Source organism: Micromonospora sp. NPDC023633 (assembly GCF_040640035.1).
GTDB lineage: Bacteria > Actinomycetota > Actinomycetes > Mycobacteriales > Micromonosporaceae > Micromonospora.
This window is the reverse complement of sequence record NZ_JBFABB010000012.1, coordinates 45417-71051: the sequence shown is the minus strand read 5'-3', so window position 1 is coordinate 71051 and position 25635 is coordinate 45417. Positions and strand designations below refer to the sequence as shown.

The 25635-nt window shown below is 74.8% G+C and carries 16 protein-coding genes; 5 read left to right on the top strand and 11 right to left on the bottom strand.

Annotated features, from left to right (window positions below; genetic code table 11):
• Positions 1-124: 124 nt before the first annotated feature.
• The 3 genes from AB0G13_RS05780 (at position 125) to AB0G13_RS05770 (ending at position 2693) form a co-directional block, all read left to right on the top strand.
• On the top strand, positions 125-1021 hold the full coding sequence (locus AB0G13_RS05780; protein ID WP_357869424.1) for a bifunctional helix-turn-helix transcriptional regulator/GNAT family N-acetyltransferase: 897 nt from the start codon (positions 125-127) through the stop codon (positions 1019-1021).
• Between the two features lie 134 nt (positions 1022-1155).
• Positions 1156-1518, top strand: a complete 363-nt coding sequence (locus AB0G13_RS05775) for a hypothetical protein (RefSeq protein WP_357869422.1) — start codon at positions 1156-1158, stop codon at positions 1516-1518.
• Between the two features lie 191 nt (positions 1519-1709).
• A complete protein-coding gene (locus AB0G13_RS05770) occupies positions 1710-2693 on the top strand; it encodes an ATP-binding protein (RefSeq protein WP_357869419.1) in 984 nt (327 codons plus the stop codon).
• 35 nt (positions 2694-2728) lie between these two features.
• Here the strand turns inward: AB0G13_RS05770 and AB0G13_RS05765 are convergent, their stop codons facing one another.
• Both AB0G13_RS05765 and AB0G13_RS05760 read right to left on the bottom strand, forming a co-directional pair.
• The gene (locus tag AB0G13_RS05765; protein ID WP_357869417.1) at positions 2729-3655 is read right to left on the bottom strand and encodes an NAD(P)/FAD-dependent oxidoreductase; all 927 of its coding nucleotides are present in this window, start codon (positions 3653-3655) and stop codon (positions 2729-2731) included.
• Between the two features lie 13 nt (positions 3656-3668).
• Positions 3669-5693: a condensation domain-containing protein gene (locus AB0G13_RS05760; protein ID WP_357869414.1), complete on the bottom strand. Its 2025-nt coding sequence runs from the start codon at positions 5691-5693 to the stop codon at positions 3669-3671.
• Positions 5694-5823: 130 nt separating this feature from the next.
• Between AB0G13_RS05760 and AB0G13_RS05755 the strand changes: the two genes are divergently transcribed.
• Entirely contained in the window at positions 5824-6549 is a 726-nt protein-coding gene (locus AB0G13_RS05755) for a class I SAM-dependent methyltransferase (protein WP_357869411.1), read from the top strand.
• A 59-nt stretch (positions 6550-6608) separates the two neighbouring features.
• Here AB0G13_RS05755 and AB0G13_RS05750 read toward each other — a convergent pair whose 3' ends face one another.
• Genes AB0G13_RS05750 through AB0G13_RS05710 form a run of 9 tightly spaced genes read right to left on the bottom strand, consistent with a single transcriptional unit; the run spans position 6609 to position 24493 of the window.
• A complete protein-coding gene (locus tag AB0G13_RS05750) occupies positions 6609-7757 on the bottom strand; it encodes a class I SAM-dependent methyltransferase (RefSeq protein ID WP_357869408.1) in 1149 nt (382 codons plus the stop codon).
• Positions 7754-9091, bottom strand: coding sequence for a class I SAM-dependent methyltransferase (locus AB0G13_RS05745; protein WP_357869471.1), 1338 nt, complete (start codon positions 9089-9091; stop codon positions 7754-7756). The genes AB0G13_RS05750 and AB0G13_RS05745 overlap by 4 nt, the downstream gene beginning before the upstream one ends.
• Positions 9092-9107: 16 nt before the next feature.
• On the bottom strand, positions 9108-10493 hold the full coding sequence (locus tag AB0G13_RS05740; protein ID WP_357869405.1) for an ATP-binding cassette domain-containing protein: 1386 nt from the start codon (positions 10491-10493) through the stop codon (positions 9108-9110).
• Positions 10490-11263: an ABC transporter permease subunit gene (locus AB0G13_RS05735; protein WP_357869469.1), complete on the bottom strand. Its 774-nt coding sequence runs from the start codon at positions 11261-11263 to the stop codon at positions 10490-10492. The genes AB0G13_RS05740 and AB0G13_RS05735 overlap by 4 nt, the downstream gene beginning before the upstream one ends.
• 35 nt (positions 11264-11298) lie before the next feature.
• Positions 11299-12255 (bottom strand): ABC transporter permease, encoded by a 957-nt coding sequence (locus AB0G13_RS05730; RefSeq protein ID WP_357869402.1) that lies wholly within the window; start codon positions 12253-12255, stop codon positions 11299-11301.
• The gene (locus AB0G13_RS05725) at positions 12252-13778 is read right to left on the bottom strand and encodes an ABC transporter substrate-binding protein (protein WP_357869399.1); all 1527 of its coding nucleotides are present in this window, start codon (positions 13776-13778) and stop codon (positions 12252-12254) included. Before AB0G13_RS05725 ends, AB0G13_RS05730 begins: the two co-directional genes overlap by 4 nt.
• A gap of 23 nt (positions 13779-13801) precedes the next feature.
• Positions 13802-15922, bottom strand: a complete 2121-nt coding sequence (locus tag AB0G13_RS05720) for a thioesterase domain-containing protein (RefSeq protein WP_357869396.1) — start codon at positions 15920-15922, stop codon at positions 13802-13804.
• A complete protein-coding gene (locus AB0G13_RS05715; RefSeq protein ID WP_357869393.1) occupies positions 15825-20495 on the bottom strand; it encodes an SDR family NAD(P)-dependent oxidoreductase in 4671 nt (1556 codons plus the stop codon). The genes AB0G13_RS05720 and AB0G13_RS05715 overlap by 98 nt, the downstream gene beginning before the upstream one ends.
• Positions 20492-24493 carry an amino acid adenylation domain-containing protein gene (locus AB0G13_RS05710; protein WP_357869390.1) on the bottom strand — a complete coding sequence of 1334 codons (4002 nt, stop codon included), beginning with the start codon at positions 24491-24493 and terminating at the stop codon, positions 20492-20494. The genes AB0G13_RS05715 and AB0G13_RS05710 overlap by 4 nt, the downstream gene beginning before the upstream one ends.
• Before the next feature lie 443 nt (positions 24494-24936).
• On the opposite strand from AB0G13_RS05710, the gene AB0G13_RS05705 reads away from it, so the two are divergent.
• A complete protein-coding gene (locus tag AB0G13_RS05705; protein ID WP_357869388.1) occupies positions 24937-25455 on the top strand; it encodes a hypothetical protein in 519 nt (172 codons plus the stop codon).
• The last annotated feature ends 180 nt before the right edge of the window (positions 25456-25635 follow it).

The following is a 25635-nucleotide window of genomic DNA, read 5'->3' as shown; positions in this document are numbered from 1 at the left end:
GCGCCCACCGCGCCGCCCCGGGGCCGTCGCGCCGGCCCCCGCAGGATCGCCGGCAGGGCCCCGTCGCGCACTCCTGCGCGCGGCGCTGGCGCGGGCTACACATGCCTGACTAAGGTCAGGCATCATGGAAGCGGAGCACATCGCCGCCGTGCGGCGGTTCAACCGGACGGTCACCCAACGGGTGGGGGCACTCGACGACGAGTACATGGCGCGGGCCCGCCCCCTCGCGCAGGCCCGCCTGCTGTGGGAGATCGGCCCCGGCGGTGCCGAGGTCGCGGCACTGCGGTCCCGGCTCGGGCTGGACTCGGGCCACCTCAGCCGCCTCCTGCGCGCCCTGGAGGGCGACGGGCTCGTCACCGTCGGGCCCTCCGACCAGGTCGGCGCGGACGCCCGGGTCCGGGTCGCCGCGCTCACCGACGCCGGCCGCGCCGAGTGGAGCGAGCTCGACGAGCGCTCCGACGAGTTCGCCCGGTCGATCCTCGCGCCGCTGACCGGGCGACGCCGCGAGCGGCTCGTCGCGGCGATGGCCGAGGTGGAGCGGCTGCTCGTCGCGTCGATGGTGCTCATCGAGCCCTGCCCGCCGGGCGACCCGCGGGCCCGCGCGTGCGTGCGGGCCTACGCCCGGGAGGTGGCGCGACGCTTCGACGGCGGGTTCGACCCGGGCCGCAGCAACCCGGTCCACGACGAGGAACTCGTCCCCCCGGCCGGCGTGTTCCTGCTCGCCACCCTCAACGCCGAGCCGGTCGGCTGCGGCGCGGTCAAGCTGCACCGGGACGCGCCCGCCGAGATCAAGCGGGTCTGGGTGGCGGACGCCGTACGCGGGCTCGGGCTCGGGCGGCGGATGCTGAGCGAGTTGGAACGGCACGCGGCCGAGCGGGGCTGGACGGCCGTCCGGCTCGACACCAACCGCACCCTCACCGAGGCGATCGCGATGTACCGCGCCTGCGGCTACCGCGAGATCGAGGCGTACAACGCCGAGCCCTACGCCCACCACTGGTTCGAGAAGCGCCTGACGCCGTGACCCGGCCGGACGTCGGTCGCGCCGCGCGCTTCGCCGCCGCCGCGCCGCCCGCGCTGGGGGCGGTGGCGGCCGGCAGCGATCCGGTGGGCGTCGAAGTCGACGGTCGGCCGAGCCCCGGTTGCTAGTCTCTCGCGATGCAGTGGACCCGGGCCCGACGGAGCCTTGCCGTGCTGGCCGGCTGGTACGCGTTCGCCGTGCTCGCACCGATCGCCGCGGCGACCTGGATCCTCGGACCGGAGTTCGTGGGCCTGGGCCCGCAAACCCCCGGCCCCGCGAGGCTGTGCGCGGAGAAGACGCTGGCCTGTTACGACGGCCCGGGCGTATGGGACCTGCTTCGGCTCGGCGCGCTGCCGCTCGTCGGCAGCCTGGTCGTCTCGCTGCTGGCGCACCGGTTCCTCGTCGGCCGGATCACGTCGGCGACAGCCACGGGCACACTGGCGGCGTTCAGCGGCTGGCTCGGTTGCGCGCTGCTGGTCTGCGGCCTCCTGTACCGCTGACTCGGCTGCGCGGACGGTGGCAGCACTGGCGGGCGAGGTAGTCGGTGACGTCGACGCCGCGCCGCAGGGGACGAAGGCCCACAGCGCCGACACGCCACGCCTTCGGCGGACTCCCCACAGGCCGCCCCGCAACCCACTACAGTGCGTGGCATGGAAATGGTTTCCATATCCGAAGAGTGGGAGCAATCCTGATGAAGATCGCATTCGTCGGAAAGGGCGGTAGCGGGAAGACGACGCTCGCGGCGCTCCTCGCACGCCACCTGACCGACGGCGGGCACCCGGTGCTGGCCATCGACGCCGACATCAACCAGCATCTCGCGGTGGCACTCGGCGGCACCCCGCAGTGCGCGGCGCAGCTCACACCGCTCGGTGAGTTCCTGCCGCAGATGAAGGAGTACCTGCGCGGTGACAACCCGCGGATCGCCTCCGCCGCGGAGATGGTCAAGACCACCCCGCCCGGCGCCGGCTCGCGCCTGGTGAGGGTGGATGAGGAGAACCCGATCTACGCCGCGTGCGTCCGCCGGGTCGGCGACGTACGCCTCGCCGTCACCGGCGCGTTCACCGAGGACGACCTCGGCGTGGCCTGCTACCACTCCAAGGTCGGCGCGGTCGAACTGCTACTCAACCACCTCGTCGACGGCCCCGGCGAGTACGTGGTGGTGGACATGACCGCTGGCGCCGACTCCTTCGCCTCCGGCCTGTTCACCCGCTTCGACCGAACCTTCCTGGTCTGCGAGCCGACCCTGCGCAGCGTCGGCGTGTACCGCCAGTACGCCGGCTACGCCCGCGACTACGGCGTCGCACTCTCGGTCGTCGGCAACAAGATCGAGGACCCCTCCGACGTGGACTTCCTGCGCGAGCACGTCGGCGCCGACCTGCTCACCTGGGTCAGCCGCTCGACGTACATCCGTCGGGCGGAACGGGGCGCCGTCGGCCCGCTGGACGACCTCGAGGCCACCAACCGGGTCGTGCTGCACAAGCTGACCGACACGGTCGACGCCACCGTGCAGGACTGGCCGGCACTCACCCGACACGCGCACGACTTCCACCGCCGCAACGCGGCCGCCTGGGCCAACGAGCAGACCGGGACCGACCTCACCGCCCAGATCGACCCCGGCTTCCTGATGGGACCCGCGCCCGCCGCCGAGGTCCTCGGCCTCACCCCCGCCCGCTGACGCGAGCCGCCCGTACACCTCGCCGCACGCGGCGCTCAGCCCGGGGCAACGGGCAGGGCGGCCCGGAAGAGGCCCTGCTCAAGCCAGACGGCGGCGCGCACGCCGTCGGCGGCGGCCTGGCTGAGCAGGGTGAGACCGTCGGGCAGGGCGGGCAGCCGGGCGAGGTCGCCCGCGGCGGAGACACCCGGGACGGTGGTCTGGGCGAACTCGTCCACCCGGACATACCCGTCGGGCAGCAGTTCGGCGCCGAGCTGGGCGGCGAACGGGGCGCCCTGACGGGTGGGCGCCCGGTGGAACACGGCCTGCCGAGGCAGGACGGTGCCGTCGGCGAAACGCAGTTCCAACGCGTCGAGGTCACCGCCGAGTTCAGCGACGGGCGTCTCGATCAACCGGATCTTCAGCTGGGTCAGATTCCCCAGCACCGACGGCGGCAGCTCGTGAGGGCCGTCGGTGGCCACCACGATGTCGTCGCTGAACCGGTCGGCCAGGTACGCGGCCAGCATGACCTGGGCCGGCTCGCGGCCGAGAACGGCGATGCTCCGGCCGCGGGCCTCCCAGCCGTGGCAGAACGGACAGTGGAAGACGCTGCGTCCCCACCGCTCGGGCACACCCGGAACCGGCCAGGGCTCGTCGACCTGGCCGGTGGCCAGCAGGAGTCGGCGGGCGTGGTGGACGGTCCCGTCAAGGAGCGCCACGGTGAAGCCGTCGAGGCTGCCGGCGACGCTGTCCGCGCGCCCGTGGTGGACCTCCACGCTCGGGTAGGCCGCCACCTCCCGGAGGCCGGCCGCGAGGAGGTCCAGCGGTGGGTAGCCGTCGCGGCTGAGGTACATGTGCACCCCGTCGGCGGGGCTGTTGCGCGGCGCGCCGCCGTCGAGGAGCAGGGTGCGGCGCTGCTGTCGGCCGAGGACCTGGGCGGCGCTGAGCCCGGCGGCGCCGGCGCCGATGATGATGACGTCGTACATGTCGTGCTCCTTGTCAGCAGGCGGCGGCGCGGCGCGCGGTGGCGGCGAGACCGGCGACGGTGGGGTCGGCCAGGAAGTCGCGAACGGTTACGCCGGCGAGTCCGTCGCGGGCCAGCCCGGCCAGGGCTCGGACGGCGAGCAGGGAGTCGCCGCCGAGGGCGAAGAAGTCGGCGGCGCGGTCGGCGACGGGTTCTCCGAGCACGTCGGCGAAGGCGACGGCGATGCGGCGTTCGAGGTCGTCGCGGGGCGGGCCGGGGCGCGCGGGGGCGCGCGGATCGTCTCGGCCGGGTTGCGCGGAGGCGGGGCCGGCAGCGGCGGGCTCGTCGAGGTGTCCGAGGCGTAGTTCGCCGACACCGGCGGTCACCGGGTCGGCGGCGGGGGGCAGCTGCACCGACGACGCCCAGGTCGCGGGGTCGGCGAGGGCGGTGGCGTAGGCGGTGAAGGCGGTGAAGGCGCGGTCGACCTGCTCAGGGTCGAAGATCTCCTCCACGGTGCTGAAGACCAGGGCCAACTCGTCGTGCAGCTCGAACAGTCGCGCTTCCAGGGCCACCTGCGGGGTGCGCAGCTGGTGGTGGTGGTCGGCGACAGTGACCGCGCCGAGGGGGCCCGCGTGGCGTGGGGCGCGCTCCCCCATGGCGGCGTCCATGCCGATGGTGCTGAGGAAGACCACCGGGGCGACGGGTCGCCGGGTGCCACGAAGGCGGCCGAGCTCGCGGGCGACCTCGACGCCGGACACGAGGTTGTGGGCGGCGTGGTCACCGACCCGGCGGTGCGTGTGGGCGGTGAGGTCAGCGACGGTCCCGGGTGCCAGGTTCAGCGGCAACAGCATCGTGGAGGCGAACGCGCCGACCACCCGGTGCACGTCCGGGTGCAACGGCAGCCGGTTGAGCTGGAGGGTGTTGAGCAGCATCCGGCGGTGCCCCGCCCAGCGTGCCAAGGTGACGGCGTAGCCGGTAAGCAGTGCGCTGGAGGGCGTGACGCCGTGTTCGACGCACCGCTGCCGGATGGCAGCCCAGACGTCGGCCGGGATGCGGGTCTCCCGGTTGGTCATCCGGCGGGGCGTGACGGCCCGAGGGTCCCGGCTCAGCGGCAGCGCGGGCGGTCGGGGCAGTTCCGGCAGGTGGGCCCGCCACCAGTCCCGGTCGGCGGTCCCCTGCGCGCTGGTGGGCAGCCCGGACAAGGTGGTCACGTAGTCGGCGAAGTCCATCCCGAGCGGGGGAAGGGTGGCGTTCCAGTCGGCGGCCAGGGTCAGCAACTCGCGGGTGAGCACGTTGGACGACCAGCCGTCGACCAGCAGGAGACTGAGTGACAGGTGCAGTCGCCCACGGCCGCCGGGCAGCAGGCTCAGCCGGACGTCGACGCCGGGGCCGTGGACGGGGTCGGGCCCGTGGGTGCTCATCTCTTCGCGGATCGCGTCGAGGCATGCCTGGGGGGCGGGCTCGGCGCGCAGGTCCCGCACGCGTACCTGCGGGACCGCGTCGGGTGCGTCGAGCGGCAGGACGTACTGCTGCCCGTCGGGTGTGACCCGGGCGCGCAGGGTGGGCTGGTGCGCCGCGAGGCGGTGCAGGGCGTCGGCCAGGGCCTCCGGTGCGTCATCGGGGTCCAGGTCGTGCAGGCCCAGGTCGAGGTAGTAGTGGGCGGAGTCGTACGAGAGCTCCCAGCCGTGCTGCTGGCCGACGAAGTAGCCCTGTTGCAGCGGCAGCAGCGCGAAGGACGCCTGCGGGTCGGCTCGGCGGCGCAACTCCACCGGCAGCGCGCCGCCGGCGGGTCCGGTGCCCTCGGCGCGCCGGGCGACCAGGGCCGTCAGGTCGGCGAGCGTGGTGTCGACCCGGACGTCGGCCAGCGCGAGCTGGACGCCGAGACGTCGACGCACCAGGGCCGACATGCGTACCGCCAGCACGGAGTCGCCGCCCAGGCGCAGGAAGCTGACGTCGCCCGGCACGGTTCGCGGGTCAAGGTCGAGCAGGTCGGCCCAGATGTCGGCGAGGACGGCCAGCGCGTCGTCCCCGGCGGGCACGGCGGTGGGGGTGGCGGTCATACGGGAGCAGCCTCCGGTGATGCGGGCGATCGGGATGCCGACCCTATTCGAAAACGGAAACGATTTCCACTATCGTCGAGGCCGCGGGTACGCGGCGGGTAGCCGTGGTCGACGACGACAGGGAGCGGGCATGACCGACGGTTACCAGGCGTCCGGAGAGTTCCTCCATCTCCTCAGCGAGCCAGCGTGGCAGGCCCTGCGTACTCCCGTGGGGATCGCGCTGCGCCACACGACGCCACCGGACGGGCCGGCCGTCGACATCGGTGCCGGCACAGGCCTCGGCACGGCGGTGCTGGCTGCGTCCCACCCCGCCGCCGAGATCGTCGCGGTCGAGCCGTCGTCGGTTCTGCGGGCCGTGCTGCTGTCCCGCGTCGCTGCGGACGACGACCTACGACGTCGGGTCACCGTGGTGGCCGGGGACGCCCTCGGCGTCGAACTGCCCGACAGGCTCGGCGCCGTCCTGGCGATGAACATGATCGGGCACCTGGACCCGGCCGGGCGGCGAACGTTGTGGCGACGGATCGCCGCCCGGCTCTCGCCCGGGGCGCCCCTGGTGGTCAACCTGCAACCGCCGGCCGAACCGGCGTCGATCCCGGAGACCGTCTTTGGCACCGTCGGTGTCGGTCGGTACACCTACGAGGGCGGCGGTTCCGCCGAGCCCGCCGGTCCGGACGCGGTCACCTGGCGGATGCGCTACCGGGTCCTCGGGCCCGACGGCTCGCCGGTGCGGGAAAGCACTGTGGAGTACGCCTGGCACGTCCTCTCCGTCGCGGGCCTGCGCTCGGAACTCGCCGAGGCCGGCCTGACCACCGAGGTCGGCCCCCTGGACGTCGTCCGCGCGGTACGCGCCGACTGATTTCGCACGCTGCCGGGCCGACGCCGTGTCCCGGCCCGGCAGCGAGCACCCGCCGGGGCTCAGCGGCCGGCGACGAAGACGTGCTGTCCGAGCGCGGCCAGCGGATCGTCCACGGTGGGCAGGCACAACATCGGGGTGAACCCGGCTGCGGTCAACTGCGTCAGCCACTGCTCCCGGGTCAGGAAGATCCGATCGGTGCTGGCGCGCAGGTCGGCGCTGCCAGCGGCCGGCACGCCGGGCCGGGCCGACATGAGGAACTGCATCGACGTCGCGATCTGGTGGTGCTCACGGCAGGACTCGATCAGCAGGAGCACTCCGTCCGCGGCAAGCAGGTCCCGCAGGCCGCCGAGCAGGCGGGTGACGTCCACGGCGTTGTGCGCCACGTTGGCGGCCAGCAGCACGTCCTGCGACCCGGCCGGCACGCCCTGACGCAGCACGTCGGCGTTGATGTCGAAGAGTCCGTAGCGGAGGAACCCGTATCCGGCGAACCGCTCCCGGGCCGCCTCGAGGAAGAACCGGGACACGTCGGTGAACTGGTACACCACCGGACGGTCCGCCAGGGCGGGCAGCACGTCGGCGGTCGTGCCGCCGACCCCCGCGCCGAGCTCCAGCACCCGCAGGGGCTCCGGCCCCCGGCGGCGCCCGGCCAGGTCACCGAGAACCCGGCCGGCGACGGCGTTGAGGTAGCCGTTGATCACGTTGTCCTTGTAGGCGGCCTCGGCGGTGGCCAGGTCGTCGTCGGCGAAGAGCAGCGCCTGCAACGGGATCTCGTCGCGCAGCAACTCCGGCAGGTGCTCGGCGGAGGTGGTGAAGAAGCGGGTCATCGCCGCCGGATAGCCCAGGCCGGCACGGGCAGCGTCCAAGTCGCGGGTGGCGGCGGCCAGGTCGGCCCGGCTGGCCGGGCGGAGGTGATGGTGACGGCCGGTGTCGTCGTCGTGCCGCAGCCATCCCTCCCGGGTCAGCACGGTCAGCCAGCGTCGCAGGATCCACCGGTGCCGCACCGCGACCCGGAGCAGGTCGGCGACCTGGTCGGTGGTGTGGGCCCTTCCGTCGACGAAGGCTCCCGCGCCGTGCAGGGTGGCCGCCATCGCCAGCAGCGCCGCCTCGTCGAGCCGGCGCATGAAGCCCGGCAGGGCGGCGCGGTCCACGCCGGCCAGCGCGGCCTCACCCGCCTGGGCGGCCCGCCGGCCAAGGTCCGCCCCGGTCACCGTGCCACCTCGGGAAGGTCGACGGTGACCCGTACGCCGGCGGCGGCCGGCAACCGACGGCGCAGCAGGCGTCGGGCCTCCTCGGCCAGCCGGCGTCGGACGTACCCGGGCAGCGGCTCGTGCGCCCGGCGAACGCCGACGGCGACCTCGGCGGCCGGTCGTGTGGCGACCCGGGGCGAGGCCACCTCGAGCAGACCCGGCTCGTGCGGGTCCAGCAGCACGGCGGCCCGCCCGCCGACGGTCGCCCACAGGTGGTGCGCGGTGACGGCGTCCGGGTCCCGCGGGTGCAGCAGCGCGTTGCGCACGCCACGGATCCGTACCGCACCGGTGGCGGCCTGCCGCAGCGCCGCCGGACGGTCGGTGGCCGGCAGGTCGGTCCAGGCGATCTCCGTCGCCGTGGGGTGGGCGGCCGGCGGGTCCACGTGCAGCACGAGGTCGTAGCGGTAGCGGGTCAGCTCACTGTCCTCCTGCATCGTCTTGGCGTGCACCGCGACGCGCACGTTTCGGCCGGTCACCCCGAGCGCCGCCGCGGCGACCGTGGCCGGGTCGACCAGCAGTTCCTCGTCGCGCTCCGCCCGCTGCTGGGCGCGCCGGGCCAGGTCCGTGTCGGCGGCGTCGGCTGTCGCGGCCCGTTCCGCCCAGCGGCAGAAGTGCTGGTGCAGGCCCGCGTGCCGGACATCGCCGACGAACACCGTGCCGCCGGGCGCCACCAGCTCGACGGCGGCACCGAGCACGTACGTCAGGTAGGCCACGTCCGGGAAGCACTGCGTGACCGAGTTCAACAGCACGCAGTCGGGGCGGCCATCGGGAAACCGGAGATCCGCCAGCGCCGCGCGGACCACGTTCCCGGTCAGCTCGTGAGCGGCGGCGGTCACCACCCGCACGTGCGGCGGGGCGTCGGCGTTGAGGGTCGACACCGCGTGCGGCGCGACATCGGTGCCGACGTAACCCGCGACGTGCGGGCGCAGCCGGTGCAGCAGCAGGCCCGTGCCGCAGCCCAGTTCGAGCACGTGCCGGGGGCGGGCGCCGAGGATCAGGTCGACGGTGTGGTCCAGCCACTGCCGCATGTGCCCGGTGGGCAGCGGCCGGCCGGTGTCGGTGGCCCGCCAGCCGGACAGGTCCAGGTCCTCGGCGTGTCGGCCGCCCGCGGCCCGGTAGGTGGCGTCGTAGACCTCGCTCCACTGGTCGAGAAACTCCGCGACCAGCGGACCGGGGTGGGCACCGGCGACGAGGGCGGCCGGGTCGGCGGTGACCCGTACGCCGTCGTCGTCGGCGCGGACGCCGCCGACCCACGGGTGGGCGCGGAGGACCTCGACGACACTGTCGAGGCTCACGGCGGGGGCGATCGGGTCAGCGGACATGTGCGCGTTCCTCCCGGGGGACGAGGGTGTGGTCGTGCGACAGCAGGACCCGGTCGGCGCGGGCTGCGACCGCCGGGTCGTGGGTGGCCGCGAGCACGGCCAGCCCGTCGCCGCGCAGCCGGTCGAGCAGGTCGAGGACGGTGCTGGCGGTGGCGGTGTCCAGCGCGGCGGTGATCTCGTCGGCCAGCAGGATCCGGGGTCCGGCGGCCAGTGCGCGGGCCAGGGCGACCCGCTGGCGTTGCCCGCCGGACAGTTGCCCGGGGCGGCGCGCGGCCAGGCCGGGGTCGAGGCCGACCTGGCACAGCAGCGCCTCTGCGGCGGACCCGGCGGCGGACCGGGCGACGCCGCCGAGCGTGCGTAACGGCCGACGCAGGGTGGCACGCACCCGGTGGGCCGGGTTGAGGGCGTCGCCGGGGTGCTGACCGACCAGTTGGACCGCTCGCAGCAGGTGCCGAGGACGGGTGCGCACCGGCCAGGGCAGCTCGACACCGCCGACGTGCGCCGTCCCGGCAGCGGCCGGGTGCAGCCCGGCGAGAGCGCGCAGCAGGGTGCTCTTACCGCAGCCCGAGGGGCCGAGCAGTGCGACGAACTCGCCCTCGGCGACGTCGAGCCGCACGTCGGAGAAGAGGATGGCACCGCCCGGCGGCTGGGCGAGGGTCAGCCCGCGTATGGTCAGCACCGGCGCGCCGACCGGGGGGGCCGGCAGCTCCCGCGCCGCCGTCGGGCGGGCCGGTGGACCGATCCGGACGACCCGGTCGGCCAACGACGCGACGAGGTCCGGGTCGTGCGACACGAGGACGGTGACGTAGCGGGGGTCGCCCCGGCGGGCACGCACGGCGGCGGCGACGAGGTCTCGGGAGGCGGCGTCGAGCGCGCTGGTCGGTTCGTCCAGCACCAGCAGGGGCGGGTCGGCGACCAGCGCGCGGGCGATGACCACCCGCTGTGCCTGTCCGCCCGAGAGCTGGTGCGCCCGCCGGCCGCCGTGGTCGACCGGGTCGAGACCGACCGCGGTCAAGGCGGTGGCGACCGCGCGCGGATCCGGTGCGGCCTCGCCGACGAGCCCGGTGACCCGTCGCAGCGGGTGCAGCGCGCCCCGGGGGTCCTGCCCGACCACGCCCACGTGTCGGCGGCGCCAGCGGCGCGCGCGGTCGCCCGGGGCGATCACCGACCCCTGCCAGGTGACCACTCCCCCGGCCCGGCGCACCCCGTCCGGCAGCGCGTCGAGCAGGCCGGCCACCAGGGTCGTCTTGCCACTGCCGGAGGGGCCCACCACGGCGACCACCTCGCCCGGTGCGGCGTGCAGGTCGACCGGGCCGGTCACGGTACGGCCACGGCGGTCGACCAGCCGCAGGTCCGTGACCCGCAGCCCCGTCACGACGGTCTCCCGGCCGCCGGGGCCGCGATGTGACCGACGGCGGCGACGAGCAGGGCCACCACTGCGAGGGCGGCGGCGGGGGCGACCAGCGCGGCCGGGTTGAGGGCGACCCCGGTGACGTTCTCCCGGATCATCGCCGCCCAGTCGGCGGCCGGCGGCGCGGGGCCGAGGCCGAGCAGGCCCAGCGCCGCAGTGAGCTGCAACGCCATCACGAAGCGGGCGGACAGGTCCGCACCGACCTGCCCGGCCAGCGCCGGCAGCACCTCGCGCAGCAGGATGAGCGCGGCGGGCTCACCGCGGCCGAGCGCGGCCTCGACGAATCCGGCGTGCCGCACCTGCCGTACGCCGTCGGCCACCAGCTGCAGGGTCAGCGGCGCGCCCCCGCACACCGTGGCAGCGACCACCGCCGCCGGTCCGGGCAACGCGACGGCCAGGACGATCGCGACGAGCAGCAGTGGCACCGCGAGCAGGAGATCGGCCGCAGAGGTCAGCAGCCGGGTGGGCCCCGGGCGCCAGCCGGCCGTCAGGCCGACGGCCACCCCGACGGCGCAGGCGGCCGCCGCGGCCAGGGCCGAGGTGACCGTCAGGTACGCCCCGCCGGCGAGCACCCGGGACAGCACGTCCCGGCCGAGCGCGTCGGTGCCCAGAGGGCTGGCCCCGGTCGGTGGGCTCCACGGGGCGCTCAGCGGTGCGGTCGGGTCGTGCGGCGCCAGGGCGGTCCCGGCCACGGCGACGGCGACTCCGGCGAGGACGGCGCCGATCAGCACCATCCGGGCGGCCCATGCGAACAGGCCCGGTCGGCCGGTCACGACGTTCTCCCCACAGCGATCGTCCGGTGCGGCGTCGTCGTCCGGTGCGGGTCGGTCAGCGCGGCGACCAGGTCGGCGACGAGCAGCCCGGCGAGCACCACCACCGCGGCGAGCATCGCCACCGCCTGCACCACCGGGGTGTCCCGGTTGGCGACCGCGCCGGTCAGCAACTCGCCGAGTCCCGCGTAGCCGAACAGTGTCTCGACCAGCGCGCTGGCGGCGACCATGCCACCGGCGACCACGGCGACGATCCGCGCGGTCGGGGCGAGCAGGAAGGGCCCGACCTCGTGCACGACGATCCGCCGCCGGGGCACGCCGCGCAGGTGGGCGTCGCGGACGTGGGCCCGGGCGAGGGTGTCGGCGACCGCACCGCGCAACAGTGTCGCGCCGTACGCCGCCGACGGCAGGGCCATCGCCAGGGCGGGCAGCGCCAGGACCCGGAGGTCGGGCACACCACCGACGGGCAGCAGCGACACCGGGGGCAGCCAGGTCAGCGCCCCGGCGAACAGGGCGATCAGGCCGGCGGCCACGACGACCTGCGGGACCGCCGCGAGGACGGTGGCCACCGCGGACGCCAGGCGTCCCATCGTCGACGGGACAGCGGCCAGCCAGGCCAGGGCCAGCATCGTCGGCACGGCCACCGCGAGGGCCGCGAGGGCCAGCGCCGCGGTGGCGGGCAGCCGCTGTCCGATCAGGTCGGTGACCGGCCGGTCCGACAGCAGGGACACCCCGGCATCGCCGTGGGCGAGGCCGGCCGCCCAGTCCAGGTACCGCTGCCATGCCGGCTGGTCCAGGCCGGTACGGGCGCGCAGCTCAGCGAGCTGCGCGGCGTCCGCCCGCCCGGCGGTACGCGCCGCCGCGGCGTCGCCGGGCAGGGTCTCGGTGGCGGCGAAAACCACCACCGAGACCCCGGCCAGCAGCAGCGGAGCCCGCAGCAGGGCCCGCAGCATCATCGCGTCAGCCGCGCCTGATCGATGAAGAGCTTGGCGAAGCCGGGGCCGGTGGGCAGTCCCTCGACGCCGGCACGGGTCAGGTCGAGTCCCTCGCCGGTCCCCCAGACCACGTAGCCGCCCTCGTCGCGAACCTGCCGCTGCAGGTCTCCCAGGGCTCGGTTACGGGCCGTCTCGTCGGGATTGGCCAGGGCGGTGGTGAGGGCGGCGTCGAACCCGGGCTTCTTCCAGGCGGTCTCGTTGGTTGGCGAGGTGGACAGCAGGGACACCCGGGCCACGTCGAAGAACGGGATGCCGCCGAAGTATCCGGTGTAGAAGCCCTGCTTGGCCCAGACCGTGGTGAAGTACGTGTCCGGCGGGTTCAGTTTCACCTGCGCCGTCACGCCGACGTCGGCGAGCTGACGGGCGAAGAGCGTGGCGGCGGTGTCCATGCCGGGGTAGGAGGTGGTGGTGTGCAGGGTCACGGTCAGGCCCTTGGCGTGCCCGGCCTCGGCGAGCAGCTGCCGGGCGCGGTCGAGGTCCCGCTGCCGGGGGGTCAGCCCGCTTGGCGCGGACGGGTCGGCCGGGGCGAGGACGTCGTCGCCGACCTGGCCGTAGCCGAGGAAGACCGCGTCGACCAGGGCCGGCCGGTCGGCGGCCAGTTTGAACGCCTCCCGAACGCGGGGGTCGTCGAACGGCTTGCGGTCGGTGCGCATGACGAACGGGTACATGGTGACTGCGGGGCGGCGCAGCAACGCCAGGTCGTCGCGGGCATCGGCCTGCTTCGCGGCGGTCGGCGCGACGCTGGCGGCCACGTCGGCTTGTCCGGAGAGGACCGCCTGGGCGCGGGCCTGCGGATCGGTGACGGAACGGACCTCGATGCGGCGCAGCGACGGCGCGGTGCCCCACCAGCGTTCGTTGCGTTCCAGCACGGCGGTCTGGGCGTCGCTGCTGGCCAGCCGGAACGGTCCGGAGCCGGGGACGGGGTTGGCGAAGTCGTCGGCGTTCTCCGGCACGATGAACGTCATCGACTCCAGCGCCCTGGGCACCTCGGCGAAGGGTTGACGGCTGACGATCTCCACGGTGTGCTCGTCCACCGCGCGGGAGGCGGTCATGTCGAAGCTGGCGAGTCGGCCGTAGTTTTCCGCCGCCTTGCGTTCGATGCGTCGCAGCGACCACAGCACGTCGGCGGCACGGACCGGCCGGCCGTCGGTGAACGTGGCGTTCCTGCGCAGGGTGAACCGCCACTTCGTCTGGGTGTCGTCGGCCTGCCAGGACTCGGCCAGGCGGGGTTGGGTGCGTCCGTCGGGGCCCTGCCCGGTGAGCACGTCGTAGGTGAGGGCGAACCGCAGCGCGTCGGCCTCGTTGGCCAGGCCGCCGTGGGGATCGTTGCTGGCGGTGGCGGGCGAGCCGACCGAGACGTACCGCAGGGTGTCGCCGGCGGTGGTGGCGGTGGCTTCGTCGGCGTCGCCGCCGCAGCCTGCGGCGGCGAGCAGGGCGAGCGTGGTCAGGGCGCCCAGGGTTCGGCGCCGGAGGTGCATTGTCATGGTCACCTTCGTGGGATGGGTCGTCAGTGTTGGTGGGACAGCAGGGTACGCAGGCTCCGGTTGATCGCCGCGGCGACCGCGGCGACCGCGGGTGGGCGCACCACCGAGTAGTGGTGGGCGGCGACGCCCACGGTGTGCAGCGGGCCGGTCAGGTGTGGACGCCATCCGAGGTCGGACAGGCCGGGCGGGGTGTCGTCCACGCCCATTCCGATGCCGGAGTTGCGCGGCGCGGGCAGCTCGGCGTGGACCAGCAGGGTGGCGGTGTCGTCCGCGGCGAGGCGGCCGGGCTCGTGGGCCGCCAACGCGCGGAGGTGCCGGTCGAGGACGGCCAACCGGTCACGGAGGGTCTCTCCCCGTCCCAGGAGGCGGTGGGTACGCAGTCGTCGCTCCGCCTCGGCGAGCCGGTCGGGTTCGGCTTGCGCGGTCAACCGTTGCCGCAACCCGGGTTCGGTGCTGCCGAGATCGACTCCGAGGTACGCCTCGAGCGCGCCGAGCTGCCGGACGATCAGCTCGGCCTGCCCGGCAGCCGGTGACTCGGCGGCCAGGTGCCGGATGTAGGTCGGATCATTCGAGTCGATCATGACCAGCAGGGGCACCTGCCAGCCTCGGGCGTACGCCTGGCGGGCCATCTCCTGCGCCACGGTCCCGCCCATCGACCAGCCGCCCAACAGGTACGGGCCGGTCGGTTGCCGTCGACGCAGCACGGCGAGGTAGGCCGCGGCCAGCTCGGGGATCGTGTCCGGGGCCGGTGCGCCGACCAACGCCGCATCGGTGAGACCGACGACCGAGATCCGCTCGTCGAGCAGCTGGGCCAGGTCGGTGTAACAGAGCACGTCCCCGCCCGAGGGGTGCATCAGGTACAGGGTGTCCGGGCCGGTACCGGTGCGCACCGGTACCGCGACGTCCGGCAGCGCCCGCGGGTCGCAGACCACGGGAGCGAGGATGTCCGCCGCTGCCGTCTCAGGGGGCGGCGGCGCGGTGGGCACCGCTGGCCGGCGCGCGGGCGGCAGCGCCGCGAGCGGGTCGTCCCAGCTGTCCGTGTCATCGGCCAGCCGGCGCACCCGCTCGGCGTACGCGTCGAATGCCCTCTGCACCTGGCCGGGGTCGAGCACCGGTTCGAGCGCGTCCCACTGCAACCAGAGCTCCCCGCCCTGTTCGAGGACCTGGTGGTCGAGCAGCGTCTGCGGAGTCTGGCTGACCCCGTGGACCTGCCGGCCGGCCCACTGCAGGTCGTGGTCCTCGCCGATCGTGTCCGCCATGCCGAGGGCGCTGGTGAACACCACCGGCACCGACGCCAGCCGGCCGTCCGAGACCGACCGCTCGGCGAGCACGTCAAGGCCGGAGAACTCGCGATGGTCCAGGTCGGTGAAGAGCCGCCGTTGGGTGGACGCGGCGCGCTCGGCGAACGACATCGATCCGGCGGCGTCGACCTCGTGCACGACCAGTGAGGTGAAGTCGCCCACCACCGCGTGCGCTCCCGGCACCTCGTCCGGCCGGTCGAAGAGGGTGAGCATGATGCTGAAGCGGTCGTCGCCGGACCACTCCCGCAGGGCGTCGGCGTACGCGGCCAGCAGGACGGCGGTCGGGGTGAGTCGACGGCGTACGGCATGACCGCGCAGCGTCCGCCACTGTTGCGCGGTCAACCGGGCGGTGCGGCGGACGAAGCGCACCGTCTGGTCGGGTGCGTCGCTGACGGGCAGGTCGGGCGGTGGCGGCAGGGTGGGCATGCGTCGGCGCCACCAGTCGACCGCCCGGGCGGCGGCCGGCCCTGATCGCCGCTGGTGCAGCGCGGCGGCGCAGGCCGCCGGGTGCACGGCCGGTGCCGGCAACGGCGCGTGCGGATCCTGGTAGAAGGCGCGCAGCTCGCGGTCGATGAGCCACCAGCTCGCCGCGTCGCAGATCAGCGCATCGACGCCGATGAACAACCGGACGTTCCCCTCGGGCAGTCGGGCCGCCTGCACGGTGAACAGCGGCCACCGGTCCGCCGGACCGGGTTGGCGGGAGATCCGCTCGCGCAGTGCGGCCAGTCGCCCGCCGCGCTCGGCGTCATCGGTCGTGGTCAGGTCGTGCACGCGGATCCGGTAGGCGGGCAGCGGGTCGAGCACCCGCATGCGGCCCTGCGGCGTGACGACCGCACGCAGCATCGGGCCGCCCGATCACCGTCCGCCACGCGTTCTCGTAGCGGCGCAGGTCGAGGCCGGGACAGTCGTACTCGAGGTAGAAGTGGCAGGCTCGGTCGCCCCAGCGGTAGCCCCCGGAGCGGCCCACCCAGTACGCGTGCTGGATCCGGGTCAGCGGAAACGTCCCGTCCACGTCGGGCATCGCCGTGCCCTCGTCCCCGGCCGGCGGCCTGCCGCCCGTCGGGCTGTCGGCGTGATCCGGTGCCGGGCCCGTGTCGAGGAGTGCGGCGAGGCCGGCGACGGTGGGCTGCGCCAACAGGTCGCGCAGCCGCAACTCGACACCGGTCCGGTCGCGTAGTTGGGCGAGCATCCGGGTCGCGAGCAGGGAGTGCCCGCCAAGGGCGAAGAAGTCCGTTCCGGGGCTGGTCACCGGCTCTCCGGTCAGCTGCGACCAGACCTGCGCGACCGTCTGCTGCGTGGCGGTCAATGCCGCCGGCGACTCGGGGTTGGTGGGCCGGGCCCGGGCGGCGGGGCGTGCCGCCTCGGCCATCGCCGCTGGCAGTTCCCGTGGCGACACGGCGACCAGGGGTGGCACCGTGGGCAGCGCGGCGCGGATCCGCTCCAGCGCGGCGAGGCCACCGACGGCGTCCAGGCTGTCGTGCAGGCTCACCGCGGGGTCGGTGCCTCCCGGGCCGGTCCGCCAGGCGTCCCAGGCCACCGCCAGCCAGCGGCACTGCGGGGTGTCCACCCGGTGGGCGTACGCCTCCAGGGCCGCGTTCGCGGCCGCGTACGGGCCGGTGCCGACGCCGCCGAGCAGCGTCGCCGCTGAGGACATCAGCAGGACCAGCGGCGGTCGCCGGTCCGCCGGAAGGCCGGTGATCGCGTCGTGCAGGGCGCGCGCGACGCCCAGCTTGGCGGCAACCTGCCGGGTGACCTGCGCCGCGGTGGCGTCTCTCAAGGTGGTCCAACGGTCGTCGCCGGCCGCGGCGGCGTGCACGACCAGGGCCAGCGGGGCCGGCTCGGACAGCGCCGCGACCAGCGTGGCGGTCGCGGGCGCGTCGGTGCCGTCCAGCCGGTGGACCGTCACCTCGGCACCGGTGGCGCGCAGTCGGGCCAGCGTCTCAGCACGGTCGGTGCCGGGCTCGGGTTCACCGTGCCGGGAGGTGAGCACGACGTGGTGGCCGGCTTTGGCGAGGTGGCCGGCGATGGTCAGCCCGACGTCACCGAGCCCGCCGATGATGAGAACGGTGCCGGCAACGGCGACGGTGGCCTTCGGCGTGTCCGGCCGCCAGGACGCGAGGTTGCGGTGCCAGCGGTGCGTGCCACGCACCGCCCGCTCGGTGCCCGATGCCGCGCCACCCGCCAGCGCGGCGGCTTCCGTGAGCGCCGCCGCCGCGACGTCGGCGGGGGCCGCCTCGGCGACGTCGACGGTGCACCAGCGCAGGCCTCGCCGCTCCTGCGCCACCACCCGGGGCAGGGTGTGCAGGGCCGCCTCGGCCGGATCAGGGCGTTCGCCGGGCAGCACCGCGACCGCTGCGCGGGTGACCTGGACCAGCAGCGGTGCACCGGCACCGGCCAGCAGGTGGGCCAGCCGCCCGTGGCGCAGCACCGCCGCCACGACCGCCGCGCCGTCGGCGCCGGACGCGTCGGCGCGGTTGCCGCCGGGCAGGACGACGACCCCCGCGAGGCTGCTCTCCCCCCGTTCGCCGGGGCTCCGCTCGGCGGCTGCCCCGGTGGACCCAGCGTCACCACCGCAGGCCTGCGCGGCGGGCCCGTCGGCATCCGGGTCGCGGACCGGGGACTCCGCCGGGTCGGCGGTCAGGACCGCAGCCGCCCCGGCGGTGATCAGCGCGGTGGTGACCGCCGTCGTGGTCTCGTCGTCGCCGCCGGGCATCACCAGCCACCGTCCTTCCAACCGGGGCTCGGCGGCCGGCGGTGGCGACTGCTGCCAGAGCGGCACCTGCAACGGCTCTTCGACGTCCACCCTTGAGCCCGTGACAGGTGCCTGCGCCTGCGGCGGGTCGATCCAGAGGGGACGCCGCTGGAAGGCGTAGCCGGGCGCGGCAACCCGGCGCCGCCCCGGCAGGTGCCCGGCGGCCGGATCCACTGCGGCGCCGTGGCACCACAGCGCACCCACCGCCTCCCGCAGCGTGCGCGCGTCAACGTGCGGCTCGTCGGTGGGCATGGTCGCGACGGCGGTGAGCAGCGTGTCGAGCCGGTTCCGGCGGGCCAGAGCGACCAGCGCGGCGCCGGGTCCGACCTGGACCAGCACGGTGTCACGGTCGGACACCGCCGCGCGCAGCGCCGCACCGAACAGCACCGGCTGGCGCAGTTGCCGCACCCAGTAGTCGCGGTCGGTCAGTTCGTCCGTCGCCGTCTCGCCGGTCACCGTCGAGGCGTAGTCGACGTACGGACGGGTCGGCGTCACGACAGCCGCGGCGGCGGCGAGCGCCGGCTGGGCCGGCTCGACCATCCGCGAGTGCAGGCCTGCGGCGACCCGCAGGCGCACCGGGCGGACGTCGCGCACCGAGGCGGCGAACGCGTCCAGCGCCGACGACGGCCCGGAGACCACGCAGGCGTCGGGGGCGTTGACCACGGCCAGGTCCAGCGCCGGGTGGGCGGCGAGCCGTGCGGTCACCTCCTCGGCCGGCAGCGGTACGGCGAGCATGCCGCCGCCGGAGGCGACCCGGGCCACCTCGGCGCAGCGCACGGCAACCAGGCGGGCGGCATCGGGCAGGGTCAGCGCGCCTGCGGTCACCGCGGCGGCGTATTCGCCGACGCTGTGGCCGAGCACGACGTCCGGGCGCACGCCCCAGTCGGCGAGCAGTCGGGCCGTGGCGACCGAGACGGCGAAGATCGCCGGCAGACCGAAGCCGACGTCGGCGAGCGACGCCGCATCGGCGTCGGGTCGCAACGCCGCGCGGACGTCGACGTCGAGGTGCACGGCGAGCAGTTCCGCGCACTCGTCCAGTGCGGCGGCGAAGACGGGCTCCTGCGCGTACAGCTGGGCACCCATCGCCGGAAACGCGCTGCCGGCACCGGGGAAGGCGAACACCAGTCGGGGCGGGCGGGCCGCGGCGCGTACCGGCGTCGATGCCCGGCGCGCTTCCCCGGCCCCGGCCACCGTCGCCACCCGGTAGGGCCCGTGCACGCGGCCGGTCGCGAGGGTGTGGGCGACGTCGGCGAGCCGTCCGTCGGCCGGCACCTCGACCAGCGCCGCGCCACCGGCGCGCGCCGCGTCCGCGCAGTGCCCCGAGGTGACGAGCAGCTGCGGACGACGATCCGGAGCAGCAGGCGCCCGGTCCGGCGGTGGGCCGAGGACCACGTGGCAGTTCGTGCCACCGATGCCGAAGGAGCTCACCCCCGCGTACGCGGCGTCCGGCCAGGATCGGGGCTCAGTGACCACGTCGAAGGGCGAGTCGTCCAGGCTGAGCAGTGCGTTGACCGGTCGGGCGTGCAGCGATGCGGGGATCATGCCGTGCCGGCGGGCGAGGACGGTCTTGATGAACGAGGCGATGCCGGCGGCGGTGTTGGCGTGGCCGATGTTGCTCTTCACCGATCCCAGCCCGCACCAGGCCGGACCGGCGCCGAAGACCCGGCGCAGGGCGGTGACCTCCACCGGGTCGCCGATGCGGGTGGCGGTGCCGTGCGCCTCGACGTAGCCGACCTGGCGGGGGGCGACACCGGCGACCGCCAGCGCCTCGGCGATCACGCCCGCCTGGCCGCGGACGGAGGGTGCGGTGAAGCCGGCCTTGTCGGCGCCGTCGTTGTTGGTCGCCGAGCCGTGCACCACCGCGAGCACCGGGTCGCCGTCGGCGAGCGCGTCGGCGAGTCGGCGGAGCACCACCACCCCGACGCCCTGGCTGTACACGATGCCCGTGCCCTCGGCGGAGAACGGCCGGACCCGCCCGTCGGCGGAGAAGATCCCGTCCGGCACGTACCGGTAGCCCCGTCCCTGCGGCACGATCAGCGAGGCGCCTCCGGCCAACGCGGTGTCGCACTCCTCGGCCAGCAGCGACTGCACGGCCAGGTGCACGGCGACGAGTGACGTGGAACAGGTGGTGTTGACCGCGATGGCCGGCCCGGTCAGGCCCAGCCGGTAGGCCACCTGCAACGGCAGGTAGTCCACGTGGGTGCTGATCGCGGTCTGCAGGCTGCCGCCGGGATCCGGGCCGCCGCCGGTCGGGTCCCACCGGCCCGCCAGGTTGCTGGTCAGGTACGCGCTGTGCGCGGCGCCAGCGAACACGCCGACCGCCCCGGCCGACCGCCCGCCCCCGTGGCCGGCCTGCTCCAGGGCCTGCCAGGAGCACTCCAGGAACAGTCGCTGCTGGGGGTCGAGCAGCGCGGCCTCGGCGTCGGTGAATCCGAAGGGCGCCGGATCGAACAGGTCCGGCCCTTCGATGAGCCCCCCGACCGGAACGTAACTCGGGTCCCGGCGCCAGCGTCGGGGCACCCCTCGAGCGGCCAGTTCCTCGTCTGTGAAGCGGGTCAGTCCTTCCCTTCCCTCGGCGAGCAGCCGCCAGAACGCGTCGGCGTCAGGCGCGCCGGGAAACCGGCAGGAGACGGCGGTGACCGCCACCGCGGAGGCACCGCTCATCGGGTCGCCTCCGCCGCCAGCGCCCGTGCCTGCCGCCGGTTGAGCGGCCGTGGGCCGCCAGCTCCGCTCCCGATCCGCGTGTCCGTCGCTGGCCCTTCCGGGCTCGTCGCCGGTGCCGGATCTGGCACCGGCGAGGGGAGGGTGGCTGGTCCGGAGGCGACGGTCTCGGCGCGAGGACGCCCGGCGGTGATGTGCCGGGACAGCTCGCGGACCGTCGGGTGGGCGAACAGGTCCACGATGGCCAGTTCTGGACAGAGCTCGGCGACGAGGCGACGGTGGGCGAGGACCAGCGTCAACGACGTGGCACCCAGGCGGAAGAAGGGCGTGTCGACGTCGACCGGCGCGTGGAGCAGATGACCGAAGACCGCCGTCACGGCCTGCTCCACCGCCGCGTCGGGCAGGTCGTCCGGGGTGACCGCGACCGGGGGCGCGTCGGGTTCGGCCAACGAGGTGAGGGTCACCTCCAGTGCCAGCACCGCCGCGCCGGCACCAACGTGCGCGGTGAGCGCGTATGGCCGGGCGGGATGCCGCGCCGCCGCGGTCGCGATCCGGGCGGCCTGAGTCAGCGCCGCGGCGGCGTGCAGGTCGCCACCACCCACCTCGATCCGCACGGTGAGCCCGGAGCGGACCGCGTCGACCACCAGGGACTCCAGGCTCACGTCGGGGTCGTTCGCCGCGACAAGTGGGCGTTCCGGCGCGACGGCACCGTCGGACGACGCCGCGTCCGGGCCGTCTCCGTCGGCCGTGACCTGCGGCGGCGCGGCGTCGGCCGGCGCCGACCGAACGGTGCGGTAGGGATCGGGCAGGGCGCCGTGGTCGACCTTGCCGTTGTCGGTCACGGGCAGGGCCGGCAGGTGCAGGAACCGACTCGGCACCATGTATTCCGGCAACTGTTCCCGCAGCCGGGCCACCAGGTCGTCCTCATCCGGAGGCGCACCGGGGTCCGCAGCCACCACGTAGGCGACCAGTCGGGGCCGGCCGTCGGGGCCGGGCACCGCACGTGCCACGCACTGCCGCACGCCCGGGGTCCGGTCGAGTACCGACTCGATCTCCCCCAGTTCGATCCGATGCCCCCGGATCTTCACCTGTCGGTCCACGCGGCCGAGGAACTCGATCGTGCCGTCGTAGCGCCAGCGGCCGAGGTCGCCGGTGCGGTAGACGCGGCGACGCAGCACAGGGTGGTGGGCGAAGCGATGGGCGGTCTGCTCCGGGTCGCCCACGTAACCACGGGCCACCCCGTCGCCGCCGATGTACAGCTCGCCCGCGACGCCGACCGGGCAGGGGCGTCCGTCGCGGTCGAGGATGTGGAACGACTGGCCGCGCAGCGCCCGGCCGTACGGGATGCTCGGCCAGGTGGGGTCGACCGCGTCGACCGGGTGGCAGATCGACCAGATCGAGCCCTCCGTCGCGCCACCGAGACTCACCACCTGGGCGCGCGGGGCGAGGGCGCGGAGCCGATCGGGCAGGGTGACCGGAATCCAGTCGCCGGAGAGCAGTACCAACCGCAGCGCCGCCAGCGCGGTCGCGGCGGACGCCGGGTCGATCTCGGCGTATTCGACGAGCATCTCCAGCAGTGCGGGCGCGGAGTTCCACACCGTCACCCGGTGGCGGCCGGCCAGCTCGAGCCAGTGGCCCGGGTCCCGCTGCCGGGCGGCGTCGGGCAGCACCATGGCAGCGCCGGCGCCGAGCACCCCGAAGACGTCGTACACCGACAGGTCGAAGCTCATTGCCGACAGGGCGAGCACCCTGTCGTCGGGGGTCAGCGGAAACCGGGCAGCCATCTCGTCCAACGTGGTCCGGGCCTGCCGGTGCTCCACCGCCACCCCCTTCGGCTGGCCCGTGGACCCGGAGGTGAAGATCGCGTACGCGAGGTCGTTGGCGCACGGCCGACGGGGACGCCCGGGATCGGCGCCGGCGAGCACGCCGTCGGCGTCGAGCGGGTGCGCCCGTACGTCGTCCGGCCACCGGATGTCGGCGCCGTCGGCGACCAGGGCGTGCCGGATCCCCGCCTGGGCGCAGACCGAGCCGATACGGGACGCGGGCCAGCTGGGCTCGACCGGAACGTAGCCGAGACCGGCCGCGGTCACGCCGAGGGTGGCGGCGATCTGGGCGGGTTCCCTGTCCAGGGCTACGGCCACCAGGTCCCCGGGCCGGAGCCCGAGGCCGGCGAGGGCCGAGGCGGTACGAGCGGCGCGGTCGGCCAGCTCGCCGTGGCTGACCGGCTCGGTGCCGAGCAGGGCGGCCCGTTGCGGTGCGGTGGACGCGGCCCGGCGCAGCGGGCCGTCGAGCAGCGGGCCGGCCGTGGCGAACGGAGAGCCCTCGACGCGTTCGTCGGGCCGGAACGACGGGTCCCACCCCAGGGCCGGGTCGGCCCAGATGTCCTCGTCGTCGGCGAGACGCCGCAGCAGCCGCAGGTGCGCGTCCCGCATCCCGCCGGCGTACCCGTCGGGTAGGCAGCCGTCGACGACGTCCCAGGCGATCCGCAGCCGGCCGCCCTCGTCCCAGACGATGTGGTCGATGAGGACCTGGGGGGTCTGTGAGACGCCGAAGACCTCCTCACCGAGCCACGCCGTCGGCGGCTCCCCCGGTCCGGCCAGCCCGATCCCGCTGGTGAACACCACGGGATAGGCGGGGGTCAGGTCGGCGGTGCGCCGTTCCCGCAGCGCCTCGACCGCGGACACCGAGCGGTGTTCCAGGTCGGTCCAGAACTGCCGGTTGACGGCGGTGGCGTAATCGGTGAAGCCGGTCCACCCGGTCGGATCGACCTCGGGGGTCTCGCTGAGCACCGTGGTGGTGAAGTCCCCGGCCACGGTGGCGAACTCGGGGGTCTCGGGGCGGTCGAAGAGCGTGGTGTTGAGGCAGAACCGTTCGGCCGCACCCCAACGGCTGAGCACCAGGGCGCAGGCGGCGAGCAGCACGGCGGTCGAGGTCAGGCCGCGGGCGGCGGCCCGTCGGCGCAGGGCCGTCCACTCCGGCGCCGTCAGCTCCGAGCCGTGCCGGGTGAAGTGGGGCAGTCCCAGCTCGACGACGGGACGGGCCCAGGGCAGCGTCGGCCCGGCGGGCAGGGTCGGCAGCCGTAGCGCCCAGTACTCCCGGTCGCGGTGCCGGCGGGCGGCCTCGGCGGGGTCGTCGTCGCGCCGGCTGACGAGATCGGCGAAGCTCGCTGCGGGAAGCGGGAGGTCGAGGTCCGGATCGGCAGTGAGCCGGCCCCACTCGCGCATGAGCACCATCCAGCTGGTCATGTCCAGGGCGATGATGTCCAGGCCGACGTGCAGGCGGGTGCGCCCGTCGGGCAGCACCGTCGCACGCAGGTCGAACAGCGGCCACCGGTCGACCGGGAGCAGCTGGTGGGAGCACTCGTCGCGGAGCCGGGCGAGATCGCCCTCCACGTTGTCGGCGTGCCGCAGGTCCGTCACGGCGATCCGGTAGTCGGGCACCTCGGAAAGGACACGCTGTCGGGCGTCCGGCCCGACGACCATGCGCAGCATCGGGTGTCGACGTACCACCCGGTTCCAGGCGGTCTCCAGTCGCCGCACGTCCTGCTCCGGGTCGTCGCCCGGATGGCGGTCGTACTCGAAATAGAAGAAGGTGGCGACCCCGCCGAGCGGAAAGGACGGGTCCCGGCCGACCAGGTAGGCGGTCTGGATCGGGGTGAGCGGGAAGTCGTCCTGGCCCGTTGCGGCCGGCACTCCACCGGCCGGCACGGCCTCCGCCGGCGCGTCCTGCCCGGCCGCGGCCTGGTCGGCGGATCGCGCTGCGGTGACCTCGCCCGCGATGGAACGGGGAGTCGCTCGGTCGAGGAAGGCGGTCAGCGGCAACTCCACCCCGAGGTCGTCACGGAGCCTGCGCCGCAGCCGGACCGCCGAGAACGACTCCAGACCCGCCTCGGTGAGGAGCTGGTCAGGGCCGATGTCGGCCGGGTTCCGGCCGAGTACGTCGGCGACGCAGTCGACCACGTCGGTCAGGCGCGTGGTCGATGGCGGGTGCAGCACGGTCATGCGGTGTCCTCCAGGGCGCGGCAGCCCCGCCATTAGAACATGAACACGAAAACGGTTTCCAGTTGCATTGGCGGGCCGGCCGGGCTCCGCCCGCCGTCCTGCGCGTCGCCGGAACTCCGCACTTCGGCGGAAGGGATCGCCTGCCGGCCGCTCGACCGACTGGTCTTGGGCCTCACCGCCGCTTGCCGCGACTACCGACACCACGCGCGGCTTCGACGCGACAGCCGCCGACGGACCTGGTGTCCACACGGCTCTGGCCTGCTGGTCGTGGGGCACGACCGGCACCGTGATCCCCCACCGTCATGGGCCTCGATACGGATGCGCCTCGCCGCAGGGAAATCGGGGCCTGCGACGGGTCGTGCCCGGACGGTTGATCGCGTACCGTCGAGCCGTCCTCAGCAAGACCGCCACGCCCACCGGCGCGCCACGGAAGGAATTTCCCGGTGGCGTTCGACTTTGGTATCGCTGGCTACCGACCGAGTTGGCTCAGCGGGATCGACGAGATCGCCGACCGCCACGGCCGCCGGCTGCGGGGCCTCGTCGGCCGCCGGTTGACCCGCACCTGGGTGGTGTGGGACGACGATGACGACGAGTGGTTCGCCGACTGCCCGGTGGTGCTCGACTTCGCCGGGGAGCGCGTGGAGGTCAACCACCAGAAGTTCGACGATCTGTCGATCACCTGGAATTCAGTGGACGTGACCCGGGCGCCGGTGTGGCCGACGTCGGACGACTTCCGCCTGCGGTGGCGCGACGACGTACCCCCCGTGTTGGCGGCCCGGCGCGGGCAACGGGTCGAGGCGGTGGAGCTTCTCGAATGGGCCGGCGGCGACCTGGCTGACGGCGCCGTGACCGTGGCCCTGCGGTTCCCGGACGGCTGGCTGACCGTCTACAACGCCCTGGACGAGAACGGGCTCGGCTTCGGTGGACTCGCGCCGCAGTACCGCCGGCTCCGCCCCGGCTGACCGCGTCGGCCGTCCGGCCGGCTCACCCGTCGGGCGGTACGAGACCGCCCTCCGGGAGGTGGTCAGACGCGCGGGATGAGGACGTCGGCGACCTGCCTGGCGTCGGGCAGGTTCCGCGCCTCGGAGCCGAGTTTGTTGACGACCGTCGCGGAGCACGGGCGGCGCACGCGACGGCTGCCG

Bases quoted from the DNA above. Each gene is read 5' to 3' on its own strand.
- AB0G13_RS05780 (WP_357869424.1), top strand. From the start codon at position 125: ATGGAAGCGGAGCACATCGCCGCCGTGCGGCGGTTCAACCGGACGGTC.
- AB0G13_RS05775 (WP_357869422.1), top strand. From the start codon at position 1,156: ATGCAGTGGACCCGGGCCCGACGGAGCCTTGCCGTGCTGGCCGGCTGG.
- AB0G13_RS05770 (WP_357869419.1), top strand. From the start codon at position 1,710: ATGAAGATCGCATTCGTCGGAAAGGGCGGTAGCGGGAAGACGACGCTC.
- AB0G13_RS05765 (WP_357869417.1), bottom strand. From the start codon at position 3,655: ATGTACGACGTCATCATCATCGGCGCCGGCGCCGCCGGGCTCAGCGCC.
- AB0G13_RS05760 (WP_357869414.1), bottom strand. From the start codon at position 5,693: ATGACCGCCACCCCCACCGCCGTGCCCGCCGGGGACGACGCGCTGGCC.
- AB0G13_RS05755 (WP_357869411.1), top strand. From the start codon at position 5,824: ATGACCGACGGTTACCAGGCGTCCGGAGAGTTCCTCCATCTCCTCAGC.
- AB0G13_RS05735 (WP_357869469.1), bottom strand. From the start codon at position 11,263: ATGGTGCTGATCGGCGCCGTCCTCGCCGGAGTCGCCGTCGCCGTGGCC.
- AB0G13_RS05730 (WP_357869402.1), bottom strand. From the start codon at position 12,255: ATGATGCTGCGGGCCCTGCTGCGGGCTCCGCTGCTGCTGGCCGGGGTC.
- AB0G13_RS05725 (WP_357869399.1), bottom strand. From the start codon at position 13,778: ATGACAATGCACCTCCGGCGCCGAACCCTGGGCGCCCTGACCACGCTC.
- AB0G13_RS05720 (WP_357869396.1), bottom strand. From the start codon at position 15,922: ATGCTGCGTGCGGTCGTCACGCCGCAGGGCCGCATGCGGGTGCTCGAC.
- AB0G13_RS05715 (WP_357869393.1), bottom strand. From the start codon at position 20,495: ATGAGCGGTGCCTCCGCGGTGGCGGTCACCGCCGTCTCCTGCCGGTTT.
- AB0G13_RS05710 (WP_357869390.1), bottom strand. From the start codon at position 24,493: ATGACCGTGCTGCACCCGCCATCGACCACGCGCCTGACCGACGTGGTC.